This window comes from Micromonospora parva, assembly GCF_000718515.1.
Lineage (GTDB): Bacteria > Actinomycetota > Actinomycetes > Mycobacteriales > Micromonosporaceae > Micromonospora > Micromonospora parva.
In genome coordinates this window covers 276,199-297,008 of record NZ_JNZS01000002.1, presented here as the reverse complement: position 1 = coordinate 297,008, position 20,810 = coordinate 276,199, and the positions used below count along the sequence as shown (strand labels likewise).

Here is a 20,810-nt window from a genome sequence, read left to right as displayed (position 1 = left end):
ATGGCACTGCTCGAAGTTGAAGATCTCGCCGTCACGTTCGCCCGCCGCGGTCAGCGGGCCGTGCACGCTGTCGACGGGGTGTCCTTCTCGGTCGACGCCGGTGAGGTGGTCGGCCTGGTCGGTGAGTCCGGCTGCGGCAAGAGCGTCACCTCGCTCGCGATCATGGGTCTGTTGCCCAAGCAGCCGGGCCTGCGGGTCGGCGGCAAGGCCGTCTTCGACGGCACCGACCTGCTCCAGCTCGACGACCGGTCGCGGCGGGACATCCGGGGCCGGGACATCGCGATGATCTTCCAGGATCCGCTCTCCTCGCTGAACCCGGTGATCCCGATCGGGTTGCAGGTGACCGAGGTGCTCACCCGGCACCGGGGGATGAAGGGTGAGACCGCGGCGAAGGAGGCGGCGGCGCTGCTCGACCGGGTCGGCATCCCCGACCCGAAGCGGCGGCTGAAGGAGTACCCGCACCAGCTCTCCGGTGGGATGCGCCAGCGTGCGCTCATCGCGATGGCGGTGGCCTGCCAGCCGCGGCTGCTGATCGCCGACGAGCCGACCACCGCGCTCGACGTCACCATCCAGGCCCAGATCCTGGAGCTGCTGAAGGAACTGGTCCGGGACTCCGGCACCGCGCTGTTGATGATCACGCACGATCTGGGCGTGGTGGCCGGCATGTGCGACACCGTGAACGTGCTCTACGGCGGCCGGGTGGTGGAGACGGCCCGCCGACGCCCGCTGTTCCGCCAGCCGCGTCACCCGTACACGGTGGGTCTGCTCGGTTCGGTGCCGCGCCTGGACGCCGGGCGGGGCGAGAAGCTCAACCCGATTCCTGGTTCGGTCCGCGACCTGCTGCCCTGGCCGGACGGTTGTGCCTTCGCCCCGCGCTGCTCCCGACGGATCGACGAGTGCGTGGGCGAGCCGCCGGAGCTGGTGCAGGCGTACGACGGACGTAGCTACCGGTGCGTGAACCCGGAGCCGGTGCCCGGCACGGTGCCCGCCCCGCGCGAGGAGGAATCAGCGTGAGCGAGCGTAGCGAGCGAACCGAGAACGACGTCCTCGTCGAGGTGCGCGATCTGAAGGTGCACTTCCCGATCAAACGGGGGGTGCTCTTCGACCGGGTGGTCGGCCAGGTGAAGGCCGTCGACGGAGTCGACCTGAGCATCGCGCGGGGCAAGACGTACGGCCTGGTGGGTGAGTCCGGCTGCGGCAAGTCCACGTTGGGCCGTGCGCTGCTCCAGCTCACCCCGCCGACCGCCGGTGAGGTCAGCTTCGACGGTGTCGAGTTGACCACGCTGCCGCCCGGCAAGCTGCGCGGCATGCGTCGCCGGATGCAGATGATCTTCCAGGACCCGATGTCCAGTCTCGACCCCCGGCAGAACGTCGAGTCGATCCTGACCGAGGGTCTGCAGACCCACGGGATCGGCGCCGACCGCACCGACCGTCGACGGATCATCGGCGAGACCCTGGACGCGGTCGGGCTGCCGCGCTGGGCGCTGTCCCGTTACCCGCACGAGTTCTCCGGCGGGCAGCGGCAGCGCATCGGCATCGCCCGCGCGCTGGTCCTCGGGCCGGAGCTGATCGTCGCCGACGAGCCGGTCTCGGCGCTCGACGTGTCGATCCAGGCCCAGGTGGTCAACCTGCTGGACGAACTCCAGGACAGCCTGGGGCTGACCTACCTGGTGATCGCGCACGACCTCGCGGTGGTCCGGCACATCTCCGACACGGTCGGCGTCATGTACCTGGGGGCGTTGGTCGAGGAGGCGCCGAGCGACCGGCTCTACAACGAGCCGCTGCACCCGTACACGCGGGCGCTGATGTCCGCGGTGCCGGTGCCGGACCCGGACGTGGAGGACCGCCGGGAGCGGATCCTGCTCGCCGGTGACCTGCCGTCGCCGGCCAACCCGCCGTCCGGCTGCCGCTTCCACACGCGCTGCCCGTGGGCGCAGCCCACCCGCTGCGCCGACGAGCGACCGGTGTTGCGGGAGATCGGTGGCAGCCGGGTGGCGTGTCACTTCGCCGAGCAGATCGCCAGTGGCGAACTGCGTCCGCACGGGGTCAGCGCGCAGATCGTCCGGCCCGAGGGCGAGGGGGACGCGCCGGGCGTGGTCTCCGCGCCCACCGAGCCCGGTTCGTACGTCTGAGCCGCAGGACGCGGTGCCGGCGGTCGTCAGCCCTCGGGGCGGTTCAGCAGCCCCACCGCGACGCCGTGCACCGCGTCCAGCCCGGCCGGGTCGGCCAACGTGACCGACGTGCCGGTCACCGCGTACCACTCGTCCGCGTCCTTGTACTGCACCCGCACCGTGACCTTGCCGTCCGCGTACTCGGTGCGCAGCGTCAGGTCACCGGTGACGACGCCGACCTCGTCGGTCATCACGCCGCCCGGGCCGGGCACGATGTCGGTGGTGCGGCTCTGCGGGCCGGACGCGCCGCCGGAATCCGCGACCATGCCGGCACCTGGCACGGCGGCGGGAGTCTCGGCGGTGCCGTCGGCGGTCATACCGGCGGCGGACGGGACGCCCTCCCCGGCGGCGGTCACGATTCGCTCCCCACTCAACAGCCCTCCAACATGTCGGTCAGTGCGGACTTCTCGGCGCTGGTCACCGTCAGTCGCCAGTAGTGCTTGACCGTCACCCAGTCCTGGGCGTATTTGCACCAGTACGATCGGTTTGCCGGCTTCCACTGGGACGGGTCCTGGTCACCCTTTGCCCGGTTCGACGAGGCGGAAACCGCGAACAGCTGCGGACGGGTGGTGTCGTTGGCGAAGTCGCCGCGCTTCGCGTTGTCCCACTCGTCGGCACCCGAGCGCCACGCGTTGGCCAACGGCACCATGTGGTCGATGTCCACGTCGGAGGGATCCGAGAAGCTGCGACCGTCGTACACGCTCTCCCAGCGCCCACCGACCACGTTGCAGCCGGACAGCTTCACGTCCTTGCCGTCGCGCTGGAGGATGCTGTCCCGGACGTCGCAGTTCTTGCCGGTGTCCCGCCAGTGCGGGAAACGGTCCCGGCTGTAGCCCTTCATCGAGCCGGCGGTGGCGACGGTGAGCTCGCTCAACTGCTCCACCGCGTTGCCGCCGTCACTCGGCGGCGGGGTGGCCGGCTCATCCGGCGGGACGCAACCGGCCACGCCGAGCGCCAGCGCCGCGGCAAGCGCAGCCACCGCCGCTCGCGGTCCTGATCTGGTACGCACAGACGACACCTCTCCAGCTTGGGGGCTCCCGGCGATTGCGCACAGTACCCGGGAACGGTTTCGGCGTTTCGTGGCGTCTCCCACATGATGCAAGGCAGATTGGTGGGATGACCGCACCCGTGCCGGCCGCAGCCCTCCGGATGGGCACCACCGCCGGCCGGGGCACGCTGCTCGCCGCCGTACTCGCCTCTGGCATGGTCTTCCTCGACAGCACTGTCGTCAACGTGGCGCTGCCGAGGCTCGGGCAGGATCTCGGCGCGAACGTCGCCGATCTCCAGTGGACCATCAACGGCTATCTGCTGATGCTGGCGGCGTTCGTGTTGCTCGGTGGTGCGCTGGGGGACCGCTTCGGCCGGCGACGCATCTTCCTCATCGGCGTGGTCTGGTTCACCGCCGCCTCCGTGCTCTGTGGGCTCGCCCAGGACACCGGTTGGCTGATCGGAGCGCGGTTCCTCCAGGGTGCCGGCGGCGCGCTGCTCACGCCCGGGTCGCTGTCGGTGCTCCAGTCGAGCTTCCACCCCGACGACCGGGGCCGCGCGATCGGTGCCTGGGCCGGGCTGTCCGGCGTGTCCACCGCGCTGGGCCCGTTCATCGGCGGCTGGCTCATCGACGCGCTCTCCTGGCGCTGGATCTTCTTCCTCAACCTGCCGATCGCCGTGCTGGTGCTGCTGGCCGCGCTGCGCTGGGTGCCGGAGAGCCGGGACGAGAGCGCCTCCCGGATCGAGGGACGGGATCGGACCCGACGTCGGTTCGACGTCGCCGGAGCCCTCCTCGGAGCGCTCGCGCTCGCCGGCGTCACCTACGCCCTGATCGACGCGCCGGCTCGCGGGTTCGACTCCGCCGAGGTGCTGATCGCGGCAGCGGTCGGTGTGCTCGCCGCGGTGGCCTTCGTGCTGCTGGAGCGGCGGCGGGGCGACGCCGCGATGCTGCCCACCGGGCTGTTCAGCAGCCGACTCTTCTCGGTGCTGAACCTCTTCACGGTGGTCGTCTACGCGGCGCTCGGCGGCTTCACCTTCTTCTTCGCCGTCTACCTGCAGAACGTGGTCGAGTGGTCGGCCTTCCGCACCGGCATCGCGTTGCTGCCGATGACGCTGCTGCTGTTGGTCGGGTCGGCGCGGGCCGGCGCGCTGTCAGCGCGGATCGGCCCGCGCCTGCCCCTCGCCGTCGGACCGCTGATCGCCGCGGTCGGTCTGCTGCTGCTGCGCGGCGTCGGACCGGGCGCGTCGTACTGGCGCGACGTGCTGCCCGGCGTGCTGCTCTTCGGCATCGGGCTGACCCTGGTGGTGGCACCGCTGACCGCGTCGGTGCTGGCCGCCGTGCAGGACCGCTTCTCCGGGGTCGCCAGCGGCTTCAACAACGCCGCGTCCCGTGCCGGCGGCCTGCTCGCGGTGGCGGCGCTGCCGCTGCTGGTCGGTCTCTCCGGCGCCGGCTACGAGCAGAAGGCCGACCTGACCGACGCGTACCGCGCGGCGTTGGCCTGGTGCGCGGGGCTGCTGCTGGCCGGCGCGGTGCTGGCCCTCGTGCTGGTCCACCGACCGCCCCGGGAGGCCCCGCCGTCGCAGCCCTGCCACTCGCTGCCCGCCGCCACGCCCCCGAGGTAGCGGACCACCTCGGGGACGCGACGCCTGGGATCAGCGACGTGCGCGGTTGACGGCGCTGGTGACCGCCTTGATCGACGCGGTGACGATGTTGGCGTCGGTGCCGACGCCCCAGACCGTCTTCCCGTCCACCTCACACTCCACGTACGCGGCCGCCTGCGCGTCACCGCCGGAGGAGAGCGCGTGCTCGTGGTAGTCGAGCACCCGCACGCCCACGTCGACCGACTGCAACGCGTTGACGTACGCGTCGATCGGGCCGTTGCCGACCGCGGCGAGGGACCGCTGCTCGCCGCCCACCCCGACGTGGGCCTCGATCTCGACCTTGCCGTCCGCCGTGCCGATCGTGTAGCCGGCCAGCCGGACCGCCGGGTCGGGCTGGTGGTCGAGCAGGTAGTGCGTCGCGAAGATCTCCCACATGGCGGCCGGGTCGACCTCGCCGCCGTCGTGATCGGTGACCTGCTGCACCACCCCGGAGAACTCGATCTGGAGCCGGCGCGGCAGGTCCAGCTGGTGCTCGCTCTTCATGATGTACGCGACGCCGCCCTTGCCGGACTGCGAGTTGACCCGGATCACCGCCTCGTAGGTGCGGCCCAGGTCCTTCGGGTCGATCGGCAGGTACGGCACCGCCCAGGTGTGCTCGTCCACCGGCACGCCGGCCGCCTTCGCGTCGGCGGCGAGGGCGTCGAAGCCCTTCTTGATGGCGTCCTGGTGGGAGCCGGAGAAGGCGGTGTAGACCAGGTCGCCCGCGTACGGGTGGCGCTCGTGCACCGGCAGCTGGTTGCAGTACTCGACCGCCCGCCGGATCTCGTCGATGTTCGAGAAGTCGATCATCGGGTCGATGCCCTGGGAGAAGATGTTGAGCCCCAGGGTCACCAGGTCGACGTTGCCGGTGCGCTCACCGTTGCCGAACAGGCAGCCCTCGATGCGGTCCGCGCCGGCCAGCAGGCCCAGCTCAGCGGCGGCAACGCCGGTGCCCCGGTCGTTGTGCGGGTGCAGGCTCAGCACCACGCTGTCCCGGCGCGGCAGGTGCCGGTGCATCCACTCGATCGAGTCGGCGTACACGTTGGGGGTGGCCATCTCGACGGTGGCCGGCAAGTTGATGATCAGCGGCCGGTCGGGGGTCGGGTCGATCACGTCGATCACCCGGGAGCAGACCTCCAGCGCGTACTCCAGCTCGGTGCCCGTGTACGACTCCGGGGAGTACTCGTAGAAGATCTCGGTGTCCGGGGTGTGGATCTCCGCGTACTTCTGGCAGAGCCGCGCCCCGGTGGTGGCGATGTCGGCGATGCCGTCCTTGTCCAGGCCGAAGACCACCCGCCGCTGCAGGGTGGAGGTCGAGTTGTAGAAGTGCACGATGGCCCGCTTGGCGCCGCGCAGCGACTCGAACGTCCGGTCGATCAGGTGCTCCCGGCACTGGGTGAGCACCTGGATGGTGACGTCCTCGGGGATCATGTCCTGCTCGATGAGCTGCCGGACGAAGTCGAAGTCGGTCTGGCTGGCCGACGGGAAGCCGACCTCGATCTCCTTGTAGCCCATCTGGACCAGCAGCTGGAACATCCGGCGCTTGCGCTCCGGCGACATCGGGTCGATCAGGGCCTGGTTGCCGTCGCGGAGATCCACCGCGCACCACCGGGGGGCGGCGTCGACGGTGCGGGTGGGCCAGGTGCGGTCCGGCAGGTCGACCCGGAACTGCTCCTGGTAGGGCTGGTAGCGGTGGTACGGCATCCGGCTGGGGCGTTGCCGGGCGAACGGATTGGACTCGGTGTCGGTGACAGGTTGAGCCATCTCAGAGTGCTCCCTGGAACATGTGGCGTCAGCAGATCGGAAAGTGTCGGCGGATGCCGGGCGACGATGCGCGGCGGTGCCGAGAGGAAACTCAGATGTGCTGGACGGCGCGATGCGACTCCGCGACGAGGTGCCGGCCGGTCAGGCCTCGTCGCGGCGGCTAAGGAGGAGCAGCGCCTGCCACATGACCAGGTCACCCTACGTGATGGAACGGGGGGTGGAAAGGCCGGTCCGGACTATGGGACCGAGGTCATCGCCGGCTCCGGGGCCTGGCAACCCAGCCTCGGCGTCCGTTCGGCCCAGGCCACGGCGGGCACGATCGCCAGCCCGACCAGCGCGAAGATCGCTGCCGTCGGTAACCAACCCCAGCCGCCGGTGCTCACCCCGAGCGCGGTCAACCCCGCCGGGGCTATCAGATACTGCACCTGGGAGCCGAGCCGGAACGCCCCCACATACGCGCCGCGCTGGGCGGCCGGCGGCAGGGTGGCGGTGAGCCCCCAGGCGCCCGCCGACTCGATCAGCTCAGCCAGGATCAGCAGCGTCGCGGCGGCCACCAGCACCACGACGGTGAGGCCGCCCCGGGTCAGCCCGGAGATCGGCAGGACCAGACAGAACAGGGCGATCAGCAGGGCGCCCCGGCGGGAGGCCCGGGCCGCGCCCGACGCGGTGTCAGCGCCTCGGCTGGCGCGTACCTGGAGCAGCACGATCAGGACCGTGTTGAGCAGCACCAGGGCGGCGATCACCGTCTTCGGGGCGTCGGTGTGGGTGAGGATCCAGAGCGGCATCACCGTCAGGTAGAGCGTCTGGTGCGCGGTGAGCAGCCCGGAGAGTAGGGATGCCGCCATGAACGGACGGTCCCGGAGCACGGCGAGCCGACTCATCGGCTCAACCGGCCGGGCCACCTGCGGCAGGCGGGGCAGTCGTCGCACGAAGAGGGCCGTCACCAGGAAGACCGTCGCGATGAACCAGACCATCCCCCGGTAGGCCGCCATCGTGTCGACCGCCAGCACCACGCCGCTGATCACCGCGCCGAGCCCGAAGCCGACATTCAACGACGAGCGCTGGTACGCCATCGCCGTGACCCGTTCGGCCGGGGGGAGCGCGTTGATCGAGTAGACCTGCCGGGCCACACCGGTCGCGGCCTCCACGGCGGCCAGCGCCACCACCACGGCGAGGAAACCCGTGAAGCCGCCGACGAACGGGTAGGTCGCGAAGAGCGCCGCGTCCAGCACCAGCCCGACCACCCAGACCCGCTGCGGCCCGTACCGGTCGGTGAGCCCACCCAGCGGCACCGTGCCGAGCAGCGACACCCCCGCCGCTACGGACAGGCCCAGCCCCACCTGGGCGGCGCTGAGCCCGAGTGCCCGGGTGAAGAAGACGGCGCTGCCGGCGTGGAACAGGCCGCTGCCGACGGCTCCGACCATGGCCTGTACGGCCAGCGCGCGGGTCAGCCCGGCCGGCGGTACGACGTGGTGGACAACGGTGCGAATGGTGTCTCTGGCCCCCATGGCCGGTGAGTGAACCGTGCCCCCATGACGGTGGTCGAGTCTTTTAGGCTCAACCGAATCCTGCTCCCGGGGAGGGTGCGTGTCCGAGTTGCGGTTCAACGTGGCCGACGTGGCGGGAGTGCGGTTGGCCGTGTCGCCGGTCAACGAGACGGTCATGAGCATGTGGGCGCTGGCCAGCCCAATTCACTACGCGGTGCACCTGCCCTGGATCGACCGCGCCCGGGTGACCCTGCGTCGGCCCGAGGTGGCCTCCCGGGTCCGACCGCTGGTGGAGCTGGCCCGACCGCGTTGCTGGCTGCCCGACTTCCTCACCCCGGCCGCCCGGCCGAACGTGGAGATGGCCGAGCAACTCGAACAGATCGCCGCCACGCCGCCGGCCGTGGTGGTCCAGGACCTGCTGGCGACCACCCCGCGCCGGCCGCTGGGTACGTTCGGGCAGGCGCTGCTCGCCGACCCCGGTGGGCTGCTGCCGCAGCTCGTCGACGCGGTGCGGGTCTGGTACGACGAGGCGATCGCCCCGGACTGGCCACGGATGCAGGCCCTGCTCGACGCCGACGTGACGTACCGGGCCGCCCAGCTCGCGGAGAACGGCGCCGGCCGGTTCTTCGAGCAGCTGCACCCGAGCCTGCGCTGGCTCGGCGACCGGGTGGTCAGCGACGACCCGTTCGAGCGGGACTTCGACCTGCGGGGTCGTGGACTGGCGCTGAACCCGACGGTGTTCAGCGGGCGGCGGGTGCTGTGGAACCTGCTGGAGGATTCGCTGCCGGCCGGCGCGTACCCGGTCCGAGCGGTCGGGACGCTCTGGGAGGCGACAGCGCCGCCGCCGGGCGACCCGCTGGGGCGGGTGATCGGCCCCGGCCGGGCCGTGCTGCTGCACCGGCTCGACACGGCGGCCACCACCACCGATCTGGCCCGACTCACCGGGATGTCCGCCGGGAACGTCTCCCAACACCTGGCCGCGCTGCACGCCGCCGGCCTGGTCAACCGGTCCCGACAGGGCCGGCACGTGCTCTATCGCAACACCGAGGCCGCAGTGGTCCTGCTGCGCGCCAGCCGCGGCGGGTAGCCGGCTGACCGGTCAGCCGAGCAGCAGGTCGGCCAACGGTCGGCGGCGGCGCAGGCCGGTCTCCTCGGCGACGAGGTCCGCCGGCAGGCTGAGCGGGTCGCCGAGCTGCCCGACGACGAGCACCGCGTACGGCCGCACGTCGGCGGGGAGGTGCAGGTCGGCGGCGAGCCCGCCGCGGTCCACGCTCAGCACCTGCCGGACGTGCAACCCCAGCGCGGTGGCCTGCACGGTGAGGTGGGCGACCGCCTGGCCCAGGTCGTACGCGATCCCGTCAGCCGGCGCGGCGTCCGGGTCGACGTGCGCGGCGAGCAGCAGCGCGGCGGCCCGGTGCGCCCAGCGTTGGTCGCGCTCGGTCAGGTTGACCAGGATGCGCTTCCAGGTGTCGTCGTTGCGGTAGCCCACTGTGAACCGCCAGGGCTGGCGGTTGCCCAGGGAGGGTGCCCAGCGGGCGGCCTCCAGCAGGGAGGACGCGTCGGCCGCGCTCAGCTCCGCGGTGGGGTGGAACGCCAGCGGACTCCAGCGGTAGGCGAGCAGCGGGGTGAGATCGGCCATAAGACGGATCGTCCCGTATGGGTGATTCGTCGCTCAGGACGGGGTGGCGAAATGTGGGCAAGAGCACCCGTAACGGGACGAAGATCAGGGCGTTCCCGCGCTCGGGCTCTCCGACGGGTCCGGGGTCGGCGGCGCCGCGGTGTCGAGCGGCTCCCGGTCGATCACCACCGGGCCGGCCAGTTGCACGGTGGCCGGTGCCGGGGCGGGGGGAGCGGCCAGCCGCAGCGTCCCGGCCCCGGTCCGGACACCGGTCGGCGTGCCGTCCCGGTCGTAGCAGTAGATGCCCACGTCCAGCGGGGCGTTGAGCGACGCCGAGGTGGATTCCACCGAGTAACAGGTGCCGGTGACGCCCTCGGGCGCGGTGGCCGGGGCGACCGCCAGCGGGGCACGTCGGTCGGTGAGCACATCCAGCCAGTCGGTGAGCGGGTGCTGCACCCGGGGGTCCAACCGGCGCGGCACCGCGTCGTCGCGGTCACCCAGGCGTACGCAGCTCGCCGACCCGGCGTGACCGGCCGACGGCAGGGCGCACTGGAACAGCCCGTCGGCCGTGCTGGCCATCGAGACATCGGCGGTGCCGCCCAACGCGCCCCCCGGCACGTCGACCCGCCAACTGCCGTCGTTCGCGCTGGTGAAGACGATGGTCCGGTCCGGTTGACCGGGCCGGCCGTACACGTACTGCGCCACCAGGTGGCGGTCCTGAGCAGCCGCGGCCAGCGCGGCCAACTCGTCCCACGCGGCGTCCACCTGGACCGGCGCGGCATCGGCGGGTGGTGGAGCCGGTGGCTGCTCACTGGTGCAGGCGGCCAGGAGCGTCGGTAGGGCGAGGACGAGCGGCCCGAGCACGCGGCCGGCCGAGCGGAGGAGGACGGGCACCGGCCCATTCTGGTGGGTGCGGGCGATCGGTGGGCGCCGCGCGTACCGCGCTCGTCCCGGCGTGTCGGGCGGGCCGTTCCCGCGTACCGCCCGACCTGGTGGGACCGGCCCCGCCGGCGTCCGGCGGGCCGGATGGTGGGATCACCTGACCCGGCCTCGTTACCCGCCGGATACCCTCAAGGGGTCTGACACGCGCCGCCGGCCCCGGTTCCGGCGGCGTCGGCACGCTCAGGGTCGCTGGGAGGGAGTGCACCGTCGTGGCACTCGTGGTGCAGAAGTACGGCGGGTCCTCCGTCGCCAACGCCGAGCGGATCAAGCGGGTGGCCGAGCGCATCGTCGCCGCCCGCAAGGCCGGCGACGACGTGGTGGTGGTGGTGTCCGCGATGGGCGACACCACCGACGAGCTGCTCGACCTGGCCAACCAGGTCAGTCCGCTGCCGCCGGGTCGCGAACTGGACATGCTGCTCACCGCCGGGGAGCGGATCTCCATGGCCCTGCTGGCCATGGCCATCCACAACCTGGGGTACGAAGCCCGCTCGTTCACCGGTTCGCAGGCCGGCGTGATCACCACCTCGGTGCACGGCCGCGCCCGGATCATCGACGTCACCCCCGGGCGGCTCAAGGGCGCGCTCGACGAGGGGTCGGTGGTCATCGTGGCCGGCTTCCAGGGCGTCTCGCAGGACACCAAGGACGTCACCACGCTGGGCCGTGGTGGTTCGGACACCACAGCGGTGGCGCTCGCCGCCGCCCTGCACGCCGACGTCTGCGAGATCTACACCGACGTGGACGGCGTCTTCACCGCCGACCCGCGGATCGTGCCCAACGCCCGGCACATCAAGGACATCACCTACGAGGAGATGCTGGAGCTGGCCGCCTGCGGCGCGAAGGTGCTGCACCTGCGTAGCGTGGAGTACGCCCGCCGGGCGGGGTTGCCGATCCACGTCCGTTCGTCATACTCGACCAACACCGGCACGATGGTCACCGGATCGATGGAGGACCTTTCCGTGGAGCAGGCACTGATCACCGGGGTCGCACACGACCGCAGCGAGGCCAAGATCACGATCGTCGGGGTGCCCGACGAGCCCGGTGCCGCCGCGCGGATCTTCGACACCGTCGCCGGTGCCGAGATCAACATCGACATGATCGTGCAGAACGTCTCCACCGAGGGCACCGGCCGGACGGACATCTCGTTCACCCTGCCCAAGGCCGACGGGCCCACCGCGATGGCGGCGCTCAGCAAGATCCAGGAGCCGGTCAAGTTCAAGGGCCTGCTCTACGACGACCACGTCGGCAAGGTCTCGCTGATCGGCGCCGGCATGCGCTCGCACCCCGGTGTGGCAGCCGGCTTCTTCGCCGCGCTCGGCGCGGCCGGAGTCAACATCGAAATGATCTCCACCTCCGAGATCCGGGTCTCCGTCGTCTGCCGGGACACCGACCTCGACGCCGCCGTCCGCGCCATCCACGACGCGTTCGAGCTGGGCGGCGACACCGAAGCCGTGGTCTACGCGGGGACGGGTAGGTAGCGCCGATGACGGCGCTGCCCACCCTCGCCGTGGTCGGAGCGACAGGTGCCGTCGGCACCGTGATGTGTGAGCTGCTCACCGGGCGGCGCAACGTCTGGGGTGAGATCCGCCTGCTCGCCTCCGAGCGCTCCGTCGGGCGTCGGGTGCGCTGTCGGGGTGAGGAACTCGTCGTCCAGGCGCTGACCCCCGAGGCGTTCGACGGTGTCGACGTGGCCATGTTCGACGTGCCCGACGAGGTCTCCGCCGAGTGGGCGCCGATCGCCGTCGCCCGGGGCGCGATCGCCGTCGACAACTCCGGCGCGTTCCGCATGGACCGTGACGTCCCGCTCGTCGTTCCCGAGATCAACCCCGAGCAGGTCCGCAACCGGCCCCGGGGCATCATCGCCAACGCCAACTGCACGACCCTCGCGATGATCGTCGCGGTCGCGCCACTGCACCGCGAGTACGGCCTGCGAGAGCTGGTGCTCGCCTCCTACCAGGCGGTCTCCGGCGCCGGTCAGTCCGGCGTCGACATCCTGCACGACCAGCTCACCAAGGTCGCCGGCGACCGGACGCTCGGTTCGCGCACCGGCGACGTACGCCAGGCGGTCGGTGACGACCTGGGTCCGTTCCCGGCACCCATGGCGCTCAACGTGGTCCCCTGGGCCGGCTCCCCGGCGGACAGCGGCTGGTCGTCGGAAGAGGTGAAGATCCGCAACGAGTCGCGGAAGATCCTCGGCCTGCCCGACCTCAAGGTCTCCGCCACCTGCGTCCGGGTGCCGGTGGTCACCGCGCACTCGGTGGCCGTGCACGCGGTCTTCGCCAGCGAGGTGGACGCCGAGGGCGCCCGCGAGGCGCTGCGCAACGCTCCCGGGGTGATCCTGGTCGACGACCCCGCAGCCGGGGAGTTCCCGATGCCGATCGACGCCGTCGGCACCGACCCGTCCTGGGTCGGGCGGATCCGCCGCGCTCTGGACGACCCGCGCGCCCTCGACTTCTTCGTCACCGGCGACAACCTCCGCAAGGGTGCGGCCCTCAACACCGCCCAGATCGCCGAGCTCCTGGCCAAGGAACTCCACACGTCCTGACCCCCGCCCTGCCCTTCCCCGACTGCGGCGATCTTGCACTTTCGGTGGCGACACAAGGGGTAAGAGCGGCAAAACGCCTACCGAAAGCGCAAGATCGACGGCTGCGGGCCGCGGGGGGTCAGGCTGCTGAGAGGTGTACGCCGTCTCGGCCCTGGCGTTTCACCGCATAGAGGGCCTGGTCGGCTCTTCTCAGGGTGCGTTCGGGGGCTTCGCCGGGGCGGGGTACTGCGACACCCACGCTGATCGTGCGGCCGATCCGTCGGGCGGCCTCGGTCAGCCGTTCGGCGATCCGGACCGCCTCCTCCGGGCGGCTCACCTCGATCACCGCAACGAACTCGTCGCCGCCGATCCGGTACAACTCGTCGCCGTGCCGCAACGCCGCCTCCAACGCCCGGGCCAACCCGACCAGCACCCGGTCGCCGGCCTGGTGGCCGTACGTGTCGTTCACGGTCTTGAAGCCGTCCACGTCGATCGCCAGCAGGGCCGTACGGCCGGGGGTGGCCGCCGCGATCCGCTGCCCGAACGGGCCGGTGTGCCGCAACCCGGTCAGCGGGTCGGAGCTGGCCTGCTCGCGCAACCGGGCCAGCGTGCGCAGCCGGTCCACGCTCGTCCAGGCCTGCCCGGCGAGCAACTCCATCAGGCTGACGGTGGTCGGGTCCGGCCGCAGCGCGCGTTCGTCGGCGACCAGCAACACCCCACCGGCATCCGCCGGCCCGACCGGCACGGCGACCAGCGTGCGTACCCCCGCCCGGGTCAGCGGGCGGTAGTCCTCGGTCGGCGGGTGCCCGGCCTCGCCCAGCGTGTACCCGGCGCCGTACCGGTGAGCTCGGTCGACCATCCGGTCCAGGGCAACCGGACCCGCCCCGGCCAGCTCGGCGCGGATCCGGGTCTCCAGATCGCTCGGCGTCGCCGGGGACGGGCCGAGCTGACCGCCGATCAGCAGCAGCGCTGTGGAGAGCGTGGAGACCTCCCGGGCGGCGCGGGCCGCCGCCCCCATCACCTCCCCCTCGGTCGGGGCGGAGGAGAGCGCGGCGGCGTGCCGGAGCAACGTCTCGCTGCGGCTCTCCGCCGGTGGGCCGCCGAGGGCGGCGATCCGCGCGCCGAGCCCGTCGGCCAGCCGCTGCGCGGTCCCCCGCCACGGCTCCAGGTCGGTCGGCTCACTCCACTGCAGGTCGAGCACGCCGATCGCCCGGCCCGTCGGGTCCAGCACCGGTACGCACAGCTCGGCCGTCACGTCCGGGCGCACCGGTAGGTAGTCCGGGTCGACGCTGACGTCCGGGACGACGGCGGGAACGCCCGTCGCGTACACCCGGCCGACGATGCCGGTGCGCGCCGGCACGGTGGCGAAGACCTGCCAGGCCCCGGTCGCCGCGACGCAGCGCAGGCGGTCGTGGACCGCGAGCAGCACGGAGATGGTCGCCGGGGTGTGGCGGGACAGCGCGGTGACCGTCCATCGACACGCCTCCGGCGTGCTCGACGCCATCGGCAGGCGGACGGTGACGTCACGGATGACTCGCTGATGATCCACTCGCACGTCGTTCCAGGTAGGGGAGGGGCCCGGCTGACGCCGAGCCGCTCGATCAAGCGTACTCACGGCGGCGGGGACCAATCCGTCTTCGTACACACGTGCTATCCACAGGCTGTGGACGCAGCCTGTGGACTCCCGCCGCCGCAGCTCCGGCATCCCGGTAACCCGGTTCCCGGGATGCCGCGTCCGGCGATAGCGTGAGGCATCCGGCGCCGAGGAGGCGAGCCCATGCTCATCGCCCAGCTCAGTGATCCGCACCTGACCACCGGCCTGCTCGCCGCCGAACCGGCCGCCGGGTTGCACCGAGCGCTCGGCCGGGTGCTGGCGATACGACCCCGCCCGGACTGCGTGGTGATCAGCGGCGACCTGGTCGACCACGGCCAGCCCGACGAGTACGCGGCGCTGCGCGAGGTCATCGGCCGGTTCCCGCTGCCGGTGCACCTGGCCGCCGGCAACCATGACGACCGGGAGTCCCTGCTCGACGCGTTCGGCGGCACTCAGTGGCTCGGCGGCGGCTTCTCGGCCTACTACCACGTCGACCACGAGGCGGCGACCGTCGTGGTGCTCGACTCGCTCGTCCCCGGCAGCGACGGTGGCCAACTCGGCGAGGAACAGCTCGGCTGGCTCGACGGGGTGCTGGCCGGGCGACCCGAGGCGCCGGCACTGATCTTCCTGCACCACCCACCCGTCGCTGTCGGCATCCCGGTGGCGGACGCCATCCGGCTCGCCGACGGTGACGCGCTCGCCGAGGTGATCGGCCGGCACCGGCACGTCGTACGGGTCGCCGCCGGCCACCTGCACCGCCCGGTCACCACGGCGTACGCGGGCACGGTCCTCACCGTGGCACCCAGCACCTGGAAGCAGAGCACGCTCACCATGAGCGCCGACGAGCAGATCGGTTGGGTCCACGAGCCCACCGCCTTCCTGCTGCACTCCGTTCAGGCCGGCGGCTGCGTGACCCACACCGTGCCGGTGAGCCACTCCGCCGGGCAGACCTGCGGCTTCTGAGGCGTCGTCGTGCTGGTCTGGTACGTCTCGTACGGCTCGAACATGCACGCCGCCCGGTTGGGCTGGTACATCGGTGGTGGCTGCCCACCCGGCGGAAAGCGGACGTACCCCGGCTGCCGCGACCGGCGCCCACCGAGCCGGTCGGCGGCCGTGTCGCTGCCCGGCGGCATCTACTTCGCCGGCGAGTCGGGTGCCTGGACCGGCGGCATGGCCTTCTACGACCCGCACCTACCGGGCGAGGCCGCCGCCCGCGCCTACCTGGTCACCCTGGAGCAGTTCACCGACATCGCCGCGCAGGAGATGTACCGCCCGCCGGGCGACCCGACCGACCTGATTCCGGCGACCGGCGCGGCCATTGCCGCCGCCGTCGCCAACGGACGGGCGACCCTCGGCCCGGGCCGGTACGAAACGCTCGTCTGCCCGGGCCACCGCGACGGCGTTCCGCTGCTCACCTTCACCGCCCCCGAGAGGGCGTCTGCCGCGCGGTGCCGGCCACCCGCGCCGATCTACCTCGGCATGATCGCCAAAGGGCTACGCGAGTCGCACGGCTGGCCGGCCGAGCGGATCGCCACCTACCTGTCGGCCCGCCCCGGCGTCGCGGGCACCTGGCCACCGGACGCCGTGACGGCACTGGTCGACGAGGCACTGATCGACGGCTGACCCGCCGGGCTCGCGCCCGCCAGTCATGTCCCGTCGGTGCGGTGGTCGGCGGTGTGCTGGTCGCCGGTGTGCTGGTCGGCGGTGCGCTGGTCGGGCGGCGCGCCGGTGTCGTCAGCCGAGCAGGAACTCGCGCAGCACCGGGGCCAACGTCGCCGGCGGCACGTCGTGGTAGCCGCCGTCGAGGCTCACCGACCGGCCGCCCGGCACTGCCTCGGCCGCCGCCCGACTCGCGTCCCGCAACCACTCTGGACTGCCAGTGCTGTCCAGGGCGAGGGTCGGCGCGGTGATGGCCGCCAGCCGTTCGGCGGGGAGTCGCCCTCCGGCGGTGACGATCGCGTCGTACACCAGGGTGTGCGCGAGCGCCGTCAGCCCCGCCCACATCGGCTGCGACCGCATCGCGGTGATCTGCTCGGCCGGCAGCCCCACCGAGGCGCTGAGGAAGGTCGTCACCGCGCCGTCCCGGTCGTCGGCGGCGATCAGCTCGATGAGCTGCGGGGTGATGTCCTTGCTGACGCCCACGTGCGAACCAACCTGAAACGGTGGCTCGAACAGCACCAGCCTGGTCACCGGCAGGCCCTGTGCGGTGGCGAGGGCGGCCAGGACGGCACCGGAGGAGATGCCGTAGAGGGCGGCGGAACCACCTGCCGCGGCGATCACGGCGGCCAGGTCGTCGATCTCACGACCGACCTCGTACGGTGCGGTGTCGCCGCTGTAGCCGCGACCCCGACGGTCATAGCCGAAGGCGGTGAAGTCCGTCGCCAACGCGGCGGCCAGGTCACGGGTCGCCTGGCGATCGGCGAACGCGCCGCCGACCAGGATGAGCGCCGGCCCGGCACCGGACCGCTCGAACGCGATGGGCGTGCCGTCGGCCGATCGCACCTGCTCCGCCACCGGTGTCGTTCCGCTCACGATGCCTCCTGCCCGCGATGACTGTCCCGTCCTTTCTAGACCCTGGCTCCGACACTGTCCGGCAGACCGCGGTAAACGGTGATCGATTCTGGTCCCGGCGTACGCGCTGCTCCGATGTGCTGCCCGGCTCGACCGGTCGGCGTACGGATGAGAGGCTGTCGGGGCGGGGGCCATGCTCAACCGCCGCCCAACCGCGACCCTTCCGACGGCGTCCGTCGGCGGCCCGGTCGACCCAGAGGCCGGGCACCGTCCGCGCCGATTCTCACGAGGAGATCCATGTTCATACCCGGGATGCGCCGGGCCGCTGTCGGCCTGACCGCGCTCGCGGTGGCCGCTTTCGGCGCGGTCGCCACCAGCCCTGAGCAAGCCGACGCGCGGCCGAAGCCGGTCGACGTCACCCTGCTGGCCCTCAACGACTTCCACGGCAACCTCGAACCGCCGAGCGGGTCCAGCGGCACCATCGCCGGGCAGACCGCGGGTGGCGTCGAGTTCCTGGCCACCCACCTGGCCGAGCTGCGCGCCGCAGCCAAGAAGAAGAACACCATCACGGTCGCCGCCGGTGACCTGATCGGCGCGTCCCCGCTGCTCTCGGCCGCGTTCCACGACGAGCCGACCATCGAGGCGCTGAGCATGGCCGGGCTGGACTACGCCAGCGTCGGCAACCACGAGTTCGACGAGGGCGCCGCCGAGCTGCTGCGGATCCAGAACGGCGGCTGCCACCCGGTGGACGGCTGCGTCGACGGCACCCCGTACCGGGGGGCCGACTTCCAGTACCTGTCCGCGAACGCCTTCACGACCGCCACCGGCAAGCCGCTGATGGCCCCGTACGCGATTCACAAGGTGCAGGGCGTCAAGGTCGGCTTCATCGGCATGACCCTGGAGGGCACCCCGCAGATCGTCAGCCAGCAGGGCGTCGCCGGTCTCAGCTTCGCCGACGAGGCGGACACCGCCAACCGGTACGCTCGCGAGCTGCGCCGCAAGGGCGTGGAGGCGATCGTCGTGCTGCTGCACGAGGGTGGCACCCAGGCGGCGACCGGCGGGATCAACGACTGCGTCGGCATGACCGGCCCCATCGTGGACATCACCAACCGGATGGACCCGTCGATCGACGTGGTGGTCAGCGGGCACACCCACCAGGCGTACAACTGCGACATCAACGGCAAGCTGGTCACCAGCGCCAGCTCGTTCGGTCGCCTGGTCACCGACATCGACCTCAAGATCGACCGGCACAGCGGTGACGTGGTCTCCGCCAGCGCGAACAACGTGGTGGTCAGCCGGGACGTCGACCCGGACCGGAAGCAGACCGCGCTGATCGAGCGGTACAAGACCGTGCTCGGCCCGGTCGCCGACCGCCAGGTCGGCGAGACCACGACCGCGATCACCAAGACCCAGGAGAATCTGCTCGCCACCTGCTCGCCGCAGGTGCCAGCCTCGTGCGGTGAATCGCCACTGGGCAACCTGATCGCCGACGCGCAGCTTGCTGCCACCGACGACGAGCAGAACGCCGTCGCTGCCTTCATGAACCCGGGCGGGGTCCGGGCCGACCTCGACGCCGGCCCGGTCACCTACGAGGAGGCGTTCACGGTGCAGCCGTTCGCCAACAACCTGGTGACGCTGGACCTGACCGGTGCGCAGCTCTACTGCGTACTGGAGCAGCAGTTCGTCACCGGCCGGATCTTGTACCCGTCCTCCACCGTGGGCTACGTGGTCGACCTCAACGGCACTACCGCCCCCACCGCCGACCCGTGCGCCGGCACCCGCGTCGTCCGGGGCAGCCTCACCCTCGGCGGCACCGCCGTCGACACCGCCGCCACCTACCGGGTGACGGTGAACAACTTCCTGGCTGGCGGCGGCGACGGGTTCAGCGCCCTCACCGCCGGGACGAACCTGGTCACCGGCCAGATCGACCTGGACGCGTTCGTGGACTACCTGACCGCCCAGTCGCCGGTCTCCGCACCGACGCTGGACCGGATCCGCACCACCGCTGAGGTCCCCGCCGCCTGACGGCCGACCCCGCGAGATCGGGCCCCGGAGCACCAGCTCCGGGGCCCGACCCGTTCCAAAGCCCGCCGCCCCGCATCAGCCCGCGCCCGCCGCTCGCCGCCCGCCGCGCGCCCGCCGCCTGCTGCAAGATCGCGCTCGAACATGGAGGTAGTGGCATTGACACGCATCGAGGCCACTACATCCAGGATCGAGCACGTCAGGCGGGGGTGGGCGCGGCGGTGCGGGACGTCGGGGCGCTCGTCGCTACGCCGTCCTGCTCGGCGGTGAGCAGTCGGCGCAGGGAGAGGGCGACCAGCGAGGCGATCAGGCAACCGCCGACCACTGTCGCCACCCAGACGCTGCCGTGGGCGGCGCCGAGGAGCGGGCCGGCGGTCACCGGTCCGATCACGCCGCTGATCCCGAAGATCATTGAACTCATGGCGTTGTACCGGCCGCGCAGCTCGTCGGTGGCCAGCGCGTTCGTCAGCGCGGGCATCACCGGCGACAGCATCGTCTCGCCAAAGCCGAAGATCGCCGAGCAGGCCACCACGCACAGCGCGGCAAAGACGGCGTTTTCGGCGCTGACCAGGCCGCCGGCACCGAGGACCAACCAGGCGCCGGCGAACACCGCCCCGACCACGGCGAGTGCACCGGTACGGCTACGCCCCTCGATCCGGCGGAGCACCAGGAGCTGGGCCAGCACGATCATTACCGTGTTGGCCGCGAGCGCCCAGGCGACCACCTGGGGCGTCACCTCGACGACCCGCACGGCGTACGCGGCGAAGCCCACCTCGATCTGGGCGTACCCGCAGGTGGTGAGGATGAGACCGAAGATCACCAGTCGGCGGAACGGGCGGTCGCGGAGCACTGTCAGGTAGCCACCGGCGGACGGCTCGCCGCCGGTCCTGGGGCGGACGAGTCGGTGACCGACGCCCGGCAGGGTCAGCAGGATCAGCGCCGGCATCAGGTAACTCACCGCGTCGAGCACGTAGATGATCTGGAACGTGCCTGGCCGGGCGGTGTCGACGATCGCGCCGGACGTCATGCCACCAATGCCGATACCGAGGTTGAGCAGGGCGAAGTTCAGCCCGAAGACCCGTTGCCGTTCGTCGTCTCCGGTCAACGAGGCGAGGATCGTGTTCTGCCCGGACCAGATCGCCGAGCTGCCGACGGCGATCACCGTCATCACCAGCACCGCCGAGCCGGTCGAGTTCACCAGCGCCAGCGAGCCGGTGCCGATGGCCTCGATCAGCAGGCAGGGCACCACCACCCGGCGGGCGCCGAATCGGTCGATGAGCGTCCCGCCCAGCGGTGACAGCGCCAGGGTGACCGCGCCGTACCAGCCGATCACCAGGCCCGCCCGGGTGTCGGTGAGTCCGCGTACGTCGGTGAAGTAGATGAACAGGAACGGCAGGGTCAGACCGCGCCCGATCGCCGACAACAGGGTGCCGATCAGGAGTCGGCGAGCTTCGAAACGGCGGGGTAGGGCACGACGCAGCATGTCCGGCATTCTGTTCGCCGGGTGCGACACCGCGCGAACACTTTTGGACGTCGCCCCGCTGGCCGCAGG

18 protein-coding genes are annotated in these 20,810 nt (G+C 71.8%); 9 read left to right on the top strand and 9 right to left on the bottom strand.

Annotated elements, in window-relative coordinates; translation table 11 throughout:
* Together IF22_RS0103040 and IF22_RS0103035 are read left to right on the top strand one after the other, a co-directional pair.
* Positions 1 to 1,014 (top strand): ABC transporter ATP-binding protein, encoded by a 1,014-nt coding sequence (locus IF22_RS0103040; RefSeq protein ID WP_030328128.1) that lies wholly within the window; start codon positions 1 to 3, stop codon positions 1,012 to 1,014.
* A complete protein-coding gene (locus tag IF22_RS0103035; protein WP_030328126.1) occupies positions 1,011 to 2,132 on the top strand; it encodes an ABC transporter ATP-binding protein in 1,122 nt (373 codons plus the stop codon). The genes IF22_RS0103040 and IF22_RS0103035 overlap by 4 nt, the downstream gene beginning before the upstream one ends.
* Positions 2,133 to 2,158: 26 nt before the next feature.
* Here IF22_RS0103035 and IF22_RS0103030 read toward each other — a convergent pair whose 3' ends face one another.
* Entirely contained in the window at positions 2,159 to 2,548 is a 390-nt protein-coding gene (locus IF22_RS0103030; protein WP_051708139.1) for a hypothetical protein, read from the bottom strand.
* Positions 2,542 to 3,180, bottom strand: coding sequence for an HNH endonuclease family protein (locus tag IF22_RS32805; protein WP_036410691.1), 639 nt, complete (start codon positions 3,178 to 3,180; stop codon positions 2,542 to 2,544). The genes IF22_RS0103030 and IF22_RS32805 overlap by 7 nt, the downstream gene beginning before the upstream one ends.
* A 107-nt stretch (positions 3,181 to 3,287) precedes the next feature.
* On the opposite strand from IF22_RS32805, the gene IF22_RS0103020 reads away from it, so the two are divergent.
* Positions 3,288 to 4,781, top strand: a complete 1,494-nt coding sequence (locus tag IF22_RS0103020; protein WP_030328121.1) for an MFS transporter — start codon at positions 3,288 to 3,290, stop codon at positions 4,779 to 4,781.
* 30 nt (positions 4,782 to 4,811) lie between these two features.
* Here IF22_RS0103020 and leuA read toward each other — a convergent pair whose 3' ends face one another.
* Both leuA and IF22_RS0103010 read right to left on the bottom strand, forming a co-directional pair.
* Positions 4,812 to 6,563, bottom strand: coding sequence for a 2-isopropylmalate synthase (leuA, locus tag IF22_RS0103015; RefSeq protein ID WP_030328119.1), 1,752 nt, complete (start codon positions 6,561 to 6,563; stop codon positions 4,812 to 4,814).
* 236 nt (positions 6,564 to 6,799) lie between these two features.
* Positions 6,800 to 8,071 (bottom strand): MFS transporter, encoded by a 1,272-nt coding sequence (locus tag IF22_RS0103010; protein WP_051708126.1) that lies wholly within the window; start codon positions 8,069 to 8,071, stop codon positions 6,800 to 6,802.
* Positions 8,072 to 8,150: 79 nt separating this feature from the next.
* On the opposite strand from IF22_RS0103010, the gene IF22_RS0103005 reads away from it, so the two are divergent.
* Positions 8,151 to 9,137, top strand: coding sequence for an ArsR/SmtB family transcription factor (locus IF22_RS0103005; RefSeq protein ID WP_030328116.1), 987 nt, complete (start codon positions 8,151 to 8,153; stop codon positions 9,135 to 9,137).
* Positions 9,138 to 9,149: 12 nt separating this feature from the next.
* On the opposite strand, the gene IF22_RS0103000 is transcribed toward IF22_RS0103005, so the two are convergent.
* Together IF22_RS0103000 and IF22_RS0102995 are read right to left on the bottom strand one after the other, a co-directional pair.
* Positions 9,150 to 9,689, bottom strand: coding sequence for a nitroreductase family protein (locus IF22_RS0103000; RefSeq protein ID WP_030328114.1), 540 nt, complete (start codon positions 9,687 to 9,689; stop codon positions 9,150 to 9,152).
* Between the two features lie 84 nt (positions 9,690 to 9,773).
* Positions 9,774 to 10,562, bottom strand: coding sequence for a hypothetical protein (locus IF22_RS0102995; protein WP_245233500.1), 789 nt, complete (start codon positions 10,560 to 10,562; stop codon positions 9,774 to 9,776).
* Between the two features lie 257 nt (positions 10,563 to 10,819).
* On the opposite strand from IF22_RS0102995, the gene IF22_RS0102990 reads away from it, so the two are divergent.
* Together IF22_RS0102990 and IF22_RS0102985 are read left to right on the top strand one after the other, a co-directional pair.
* A complete protein-coding gene (locus IF22_RS0102990) occupies positions 10,820 to 12,085 on the top strand; it encodes an aspartate kinase (RefSeq protein WP_030328111.1) in 1,266 nt (421 codons plus the stop codon).
* Positions 12,086 to 12,090: 5 nt separating this feature from the next.
* Entirely contained in the window at positions 12,091 to 13,152 is a 1,062-nt protein-coding gene (locus tag IF22_RS0102985; protein ID WP_030328109.1) for an aspartate-semialdehyde dehydrogenase, read from the top strand.
* A 118-nt stretch (positions 13,153 to 13,270) separates the two neighbouring features.
* Here IF22_RS0102985 and IF22_RS0102980 read toward each other — a convergent pair whose 3' ends face one another.
* Positions 13,271 to 14,680 (bottom strand): sensor domain-containing diguanylate cyclase, encoded by a 1,410-nt coding sequence (locus IF22_RS0102980; RefSeq protein WP_030328108.1) that lies wholly within the window; start codon positions 14,678 to 14,680, stop codon positions 13,271 to 13,273.
* Positions 14,681 to 14,908: 228 nt separating this feature from the next.
* On the opposite strand from IF22_RS0102980, the gene IF22_RS0102975 reads away from it, so the two are divergent.
* Both IF22_RS0102975 and IF22_RS0102970 read left to right on the top strand, forming a co-directional pair.
* Positions 14,909 to 15,688 (top strand): phosphodiesterase, encoded by a 780-nt coding sequence (locus IF22_RS0102975; protein ID WP_030328106.1) that lies wholly within the window; start codon positions 14,909 to 14,911, stop codon positions 15,686 to 15,688.
* 9 nt (positions 15,689 to 15,697) lie between these two features.
* Positions 15,698 to 16,348, top strand: coding sequence for a hypothetical protein (locus IF22_RS0102970; RefSeq protein WP_051708125.1), 651 nt, complete (start codon positions 15,698 to 15,700; stop codon positions 16,346 to 16,348).
* A 111-nt stretch (positions 16,349 to 16,459) separates the two neighbouring features.
* Here the strand turns inward: IF22_RS0102970 and IF22_RS0102965 are convergent, their stop codons facing one another.
* A complete protein-coding gene (locus IF22_RS0102965) occupies positions 16,460 to 17,257 on the bottom strand; it encodes an alpha/beta fold hydrolase (protein WP_245233499.1) in 798 nt (265 codons plus the stop codon).
* 276 nt (positions 17,258 to 17,533) lie between these two features.
* Between IF22_RS0102965 and IF22_RS0102960 the strand changes: the two genes are divergently transcribed.
* Positions 17,534 to 19,261 carry a bifunctional metallophosphatase/5'-nucleotidase gene (locus IF22_RS0102960; RefSeq protein WP_030328100.1) on the top strand — a complete coding sequence of 576 codons (1,728 nt, stop codon included), beginning with the start codon at positions 17,534 to 17,536 and terminating at the stop codon, positions 19,259 to 19,261.
* Between the two features lie 196 nt (positions 19,262 to 19,457).
* On the opposite strand, the gene IF22_RS0102955 is transcribed toward IF22_RS0102960, so the two are convergent.
* Positions 19,458 to 20,741 (bottom strand): MFS transporter, encoded by a 1,284-nt coding sequence (locus IF22_RS0102955; RefSeq protein ID WP_036410686.1) that lies wholly within the window; start codon positions 20,739 to 20,741, stop codon positions 19,458 to 19,460.
* Between the last annotated feature and the right edge of the window lie 69 nt (positions 20,742 to 20,810).

Coding starts and splice junctions, on each gene's coding strand:
- IF22_RS0102960 (WP_030328100.1), top strand. CDS start 17,534: ATGTTCATACCCGGGATGCGCCGGGCCGCTGTCGGCCTGACCGCGCTC.
- IF22_RS0103000 (WP_030328114.1), bottom strand. CDS start 9,689: ATGGCCGATCTCACCCCGCTGCTCGCCTACCGCTGGAGTCCGCTGGCG.
- IF22_RS0103010 (WP_051708126.1), bottom strand. CDS start 8,071: ATGGGGGCCAGAGACACCATTCGCACCGTTGTCCACCACGTCGTACCG.
- IF22_RS0102955 (WP_036410686.1), bottom strand. CDS start 20,741: ATGCTGCGTCGTGCCCTACCCCGCCGTTTCGAAGCTCGCCGACTCCTG.
- IF22_RS0103020 (WP_030328121.1), top strand. CDS start 3,288: ATGACCGCACCCGTGCCGGCCGCAGCCCTCCGGATGGGCACCACCGCC.
- IF22_RS0102975 (WP_030328106.1), top strand. CDS start 14,909: ATGCTCATCGCCCAGCTCAGTGATCCGCACCTGACCACCGGCCTGCTC.
- leuA (WP_030328119.1), bottom strand. CDS start 6,563: ATGGCTCAACCTGTCACCGACACCGAGTCCAATCCGTTCGCCCGGCAA.
- IF22_RS0102985 (WP_030328109.1), top strand. CDS start 12,091: ATGACGGCGCTGCCCACCCTCGCCGTGGTCGGAGCGACAGGTGCCGTC.
- IF22_RS0103040 (WP_030328128.1), top strand. CDS start 1: ATGGCACTGCTCGAAGTTGAAGATCTCGCCGTCACGTTCGCCCGCCGC.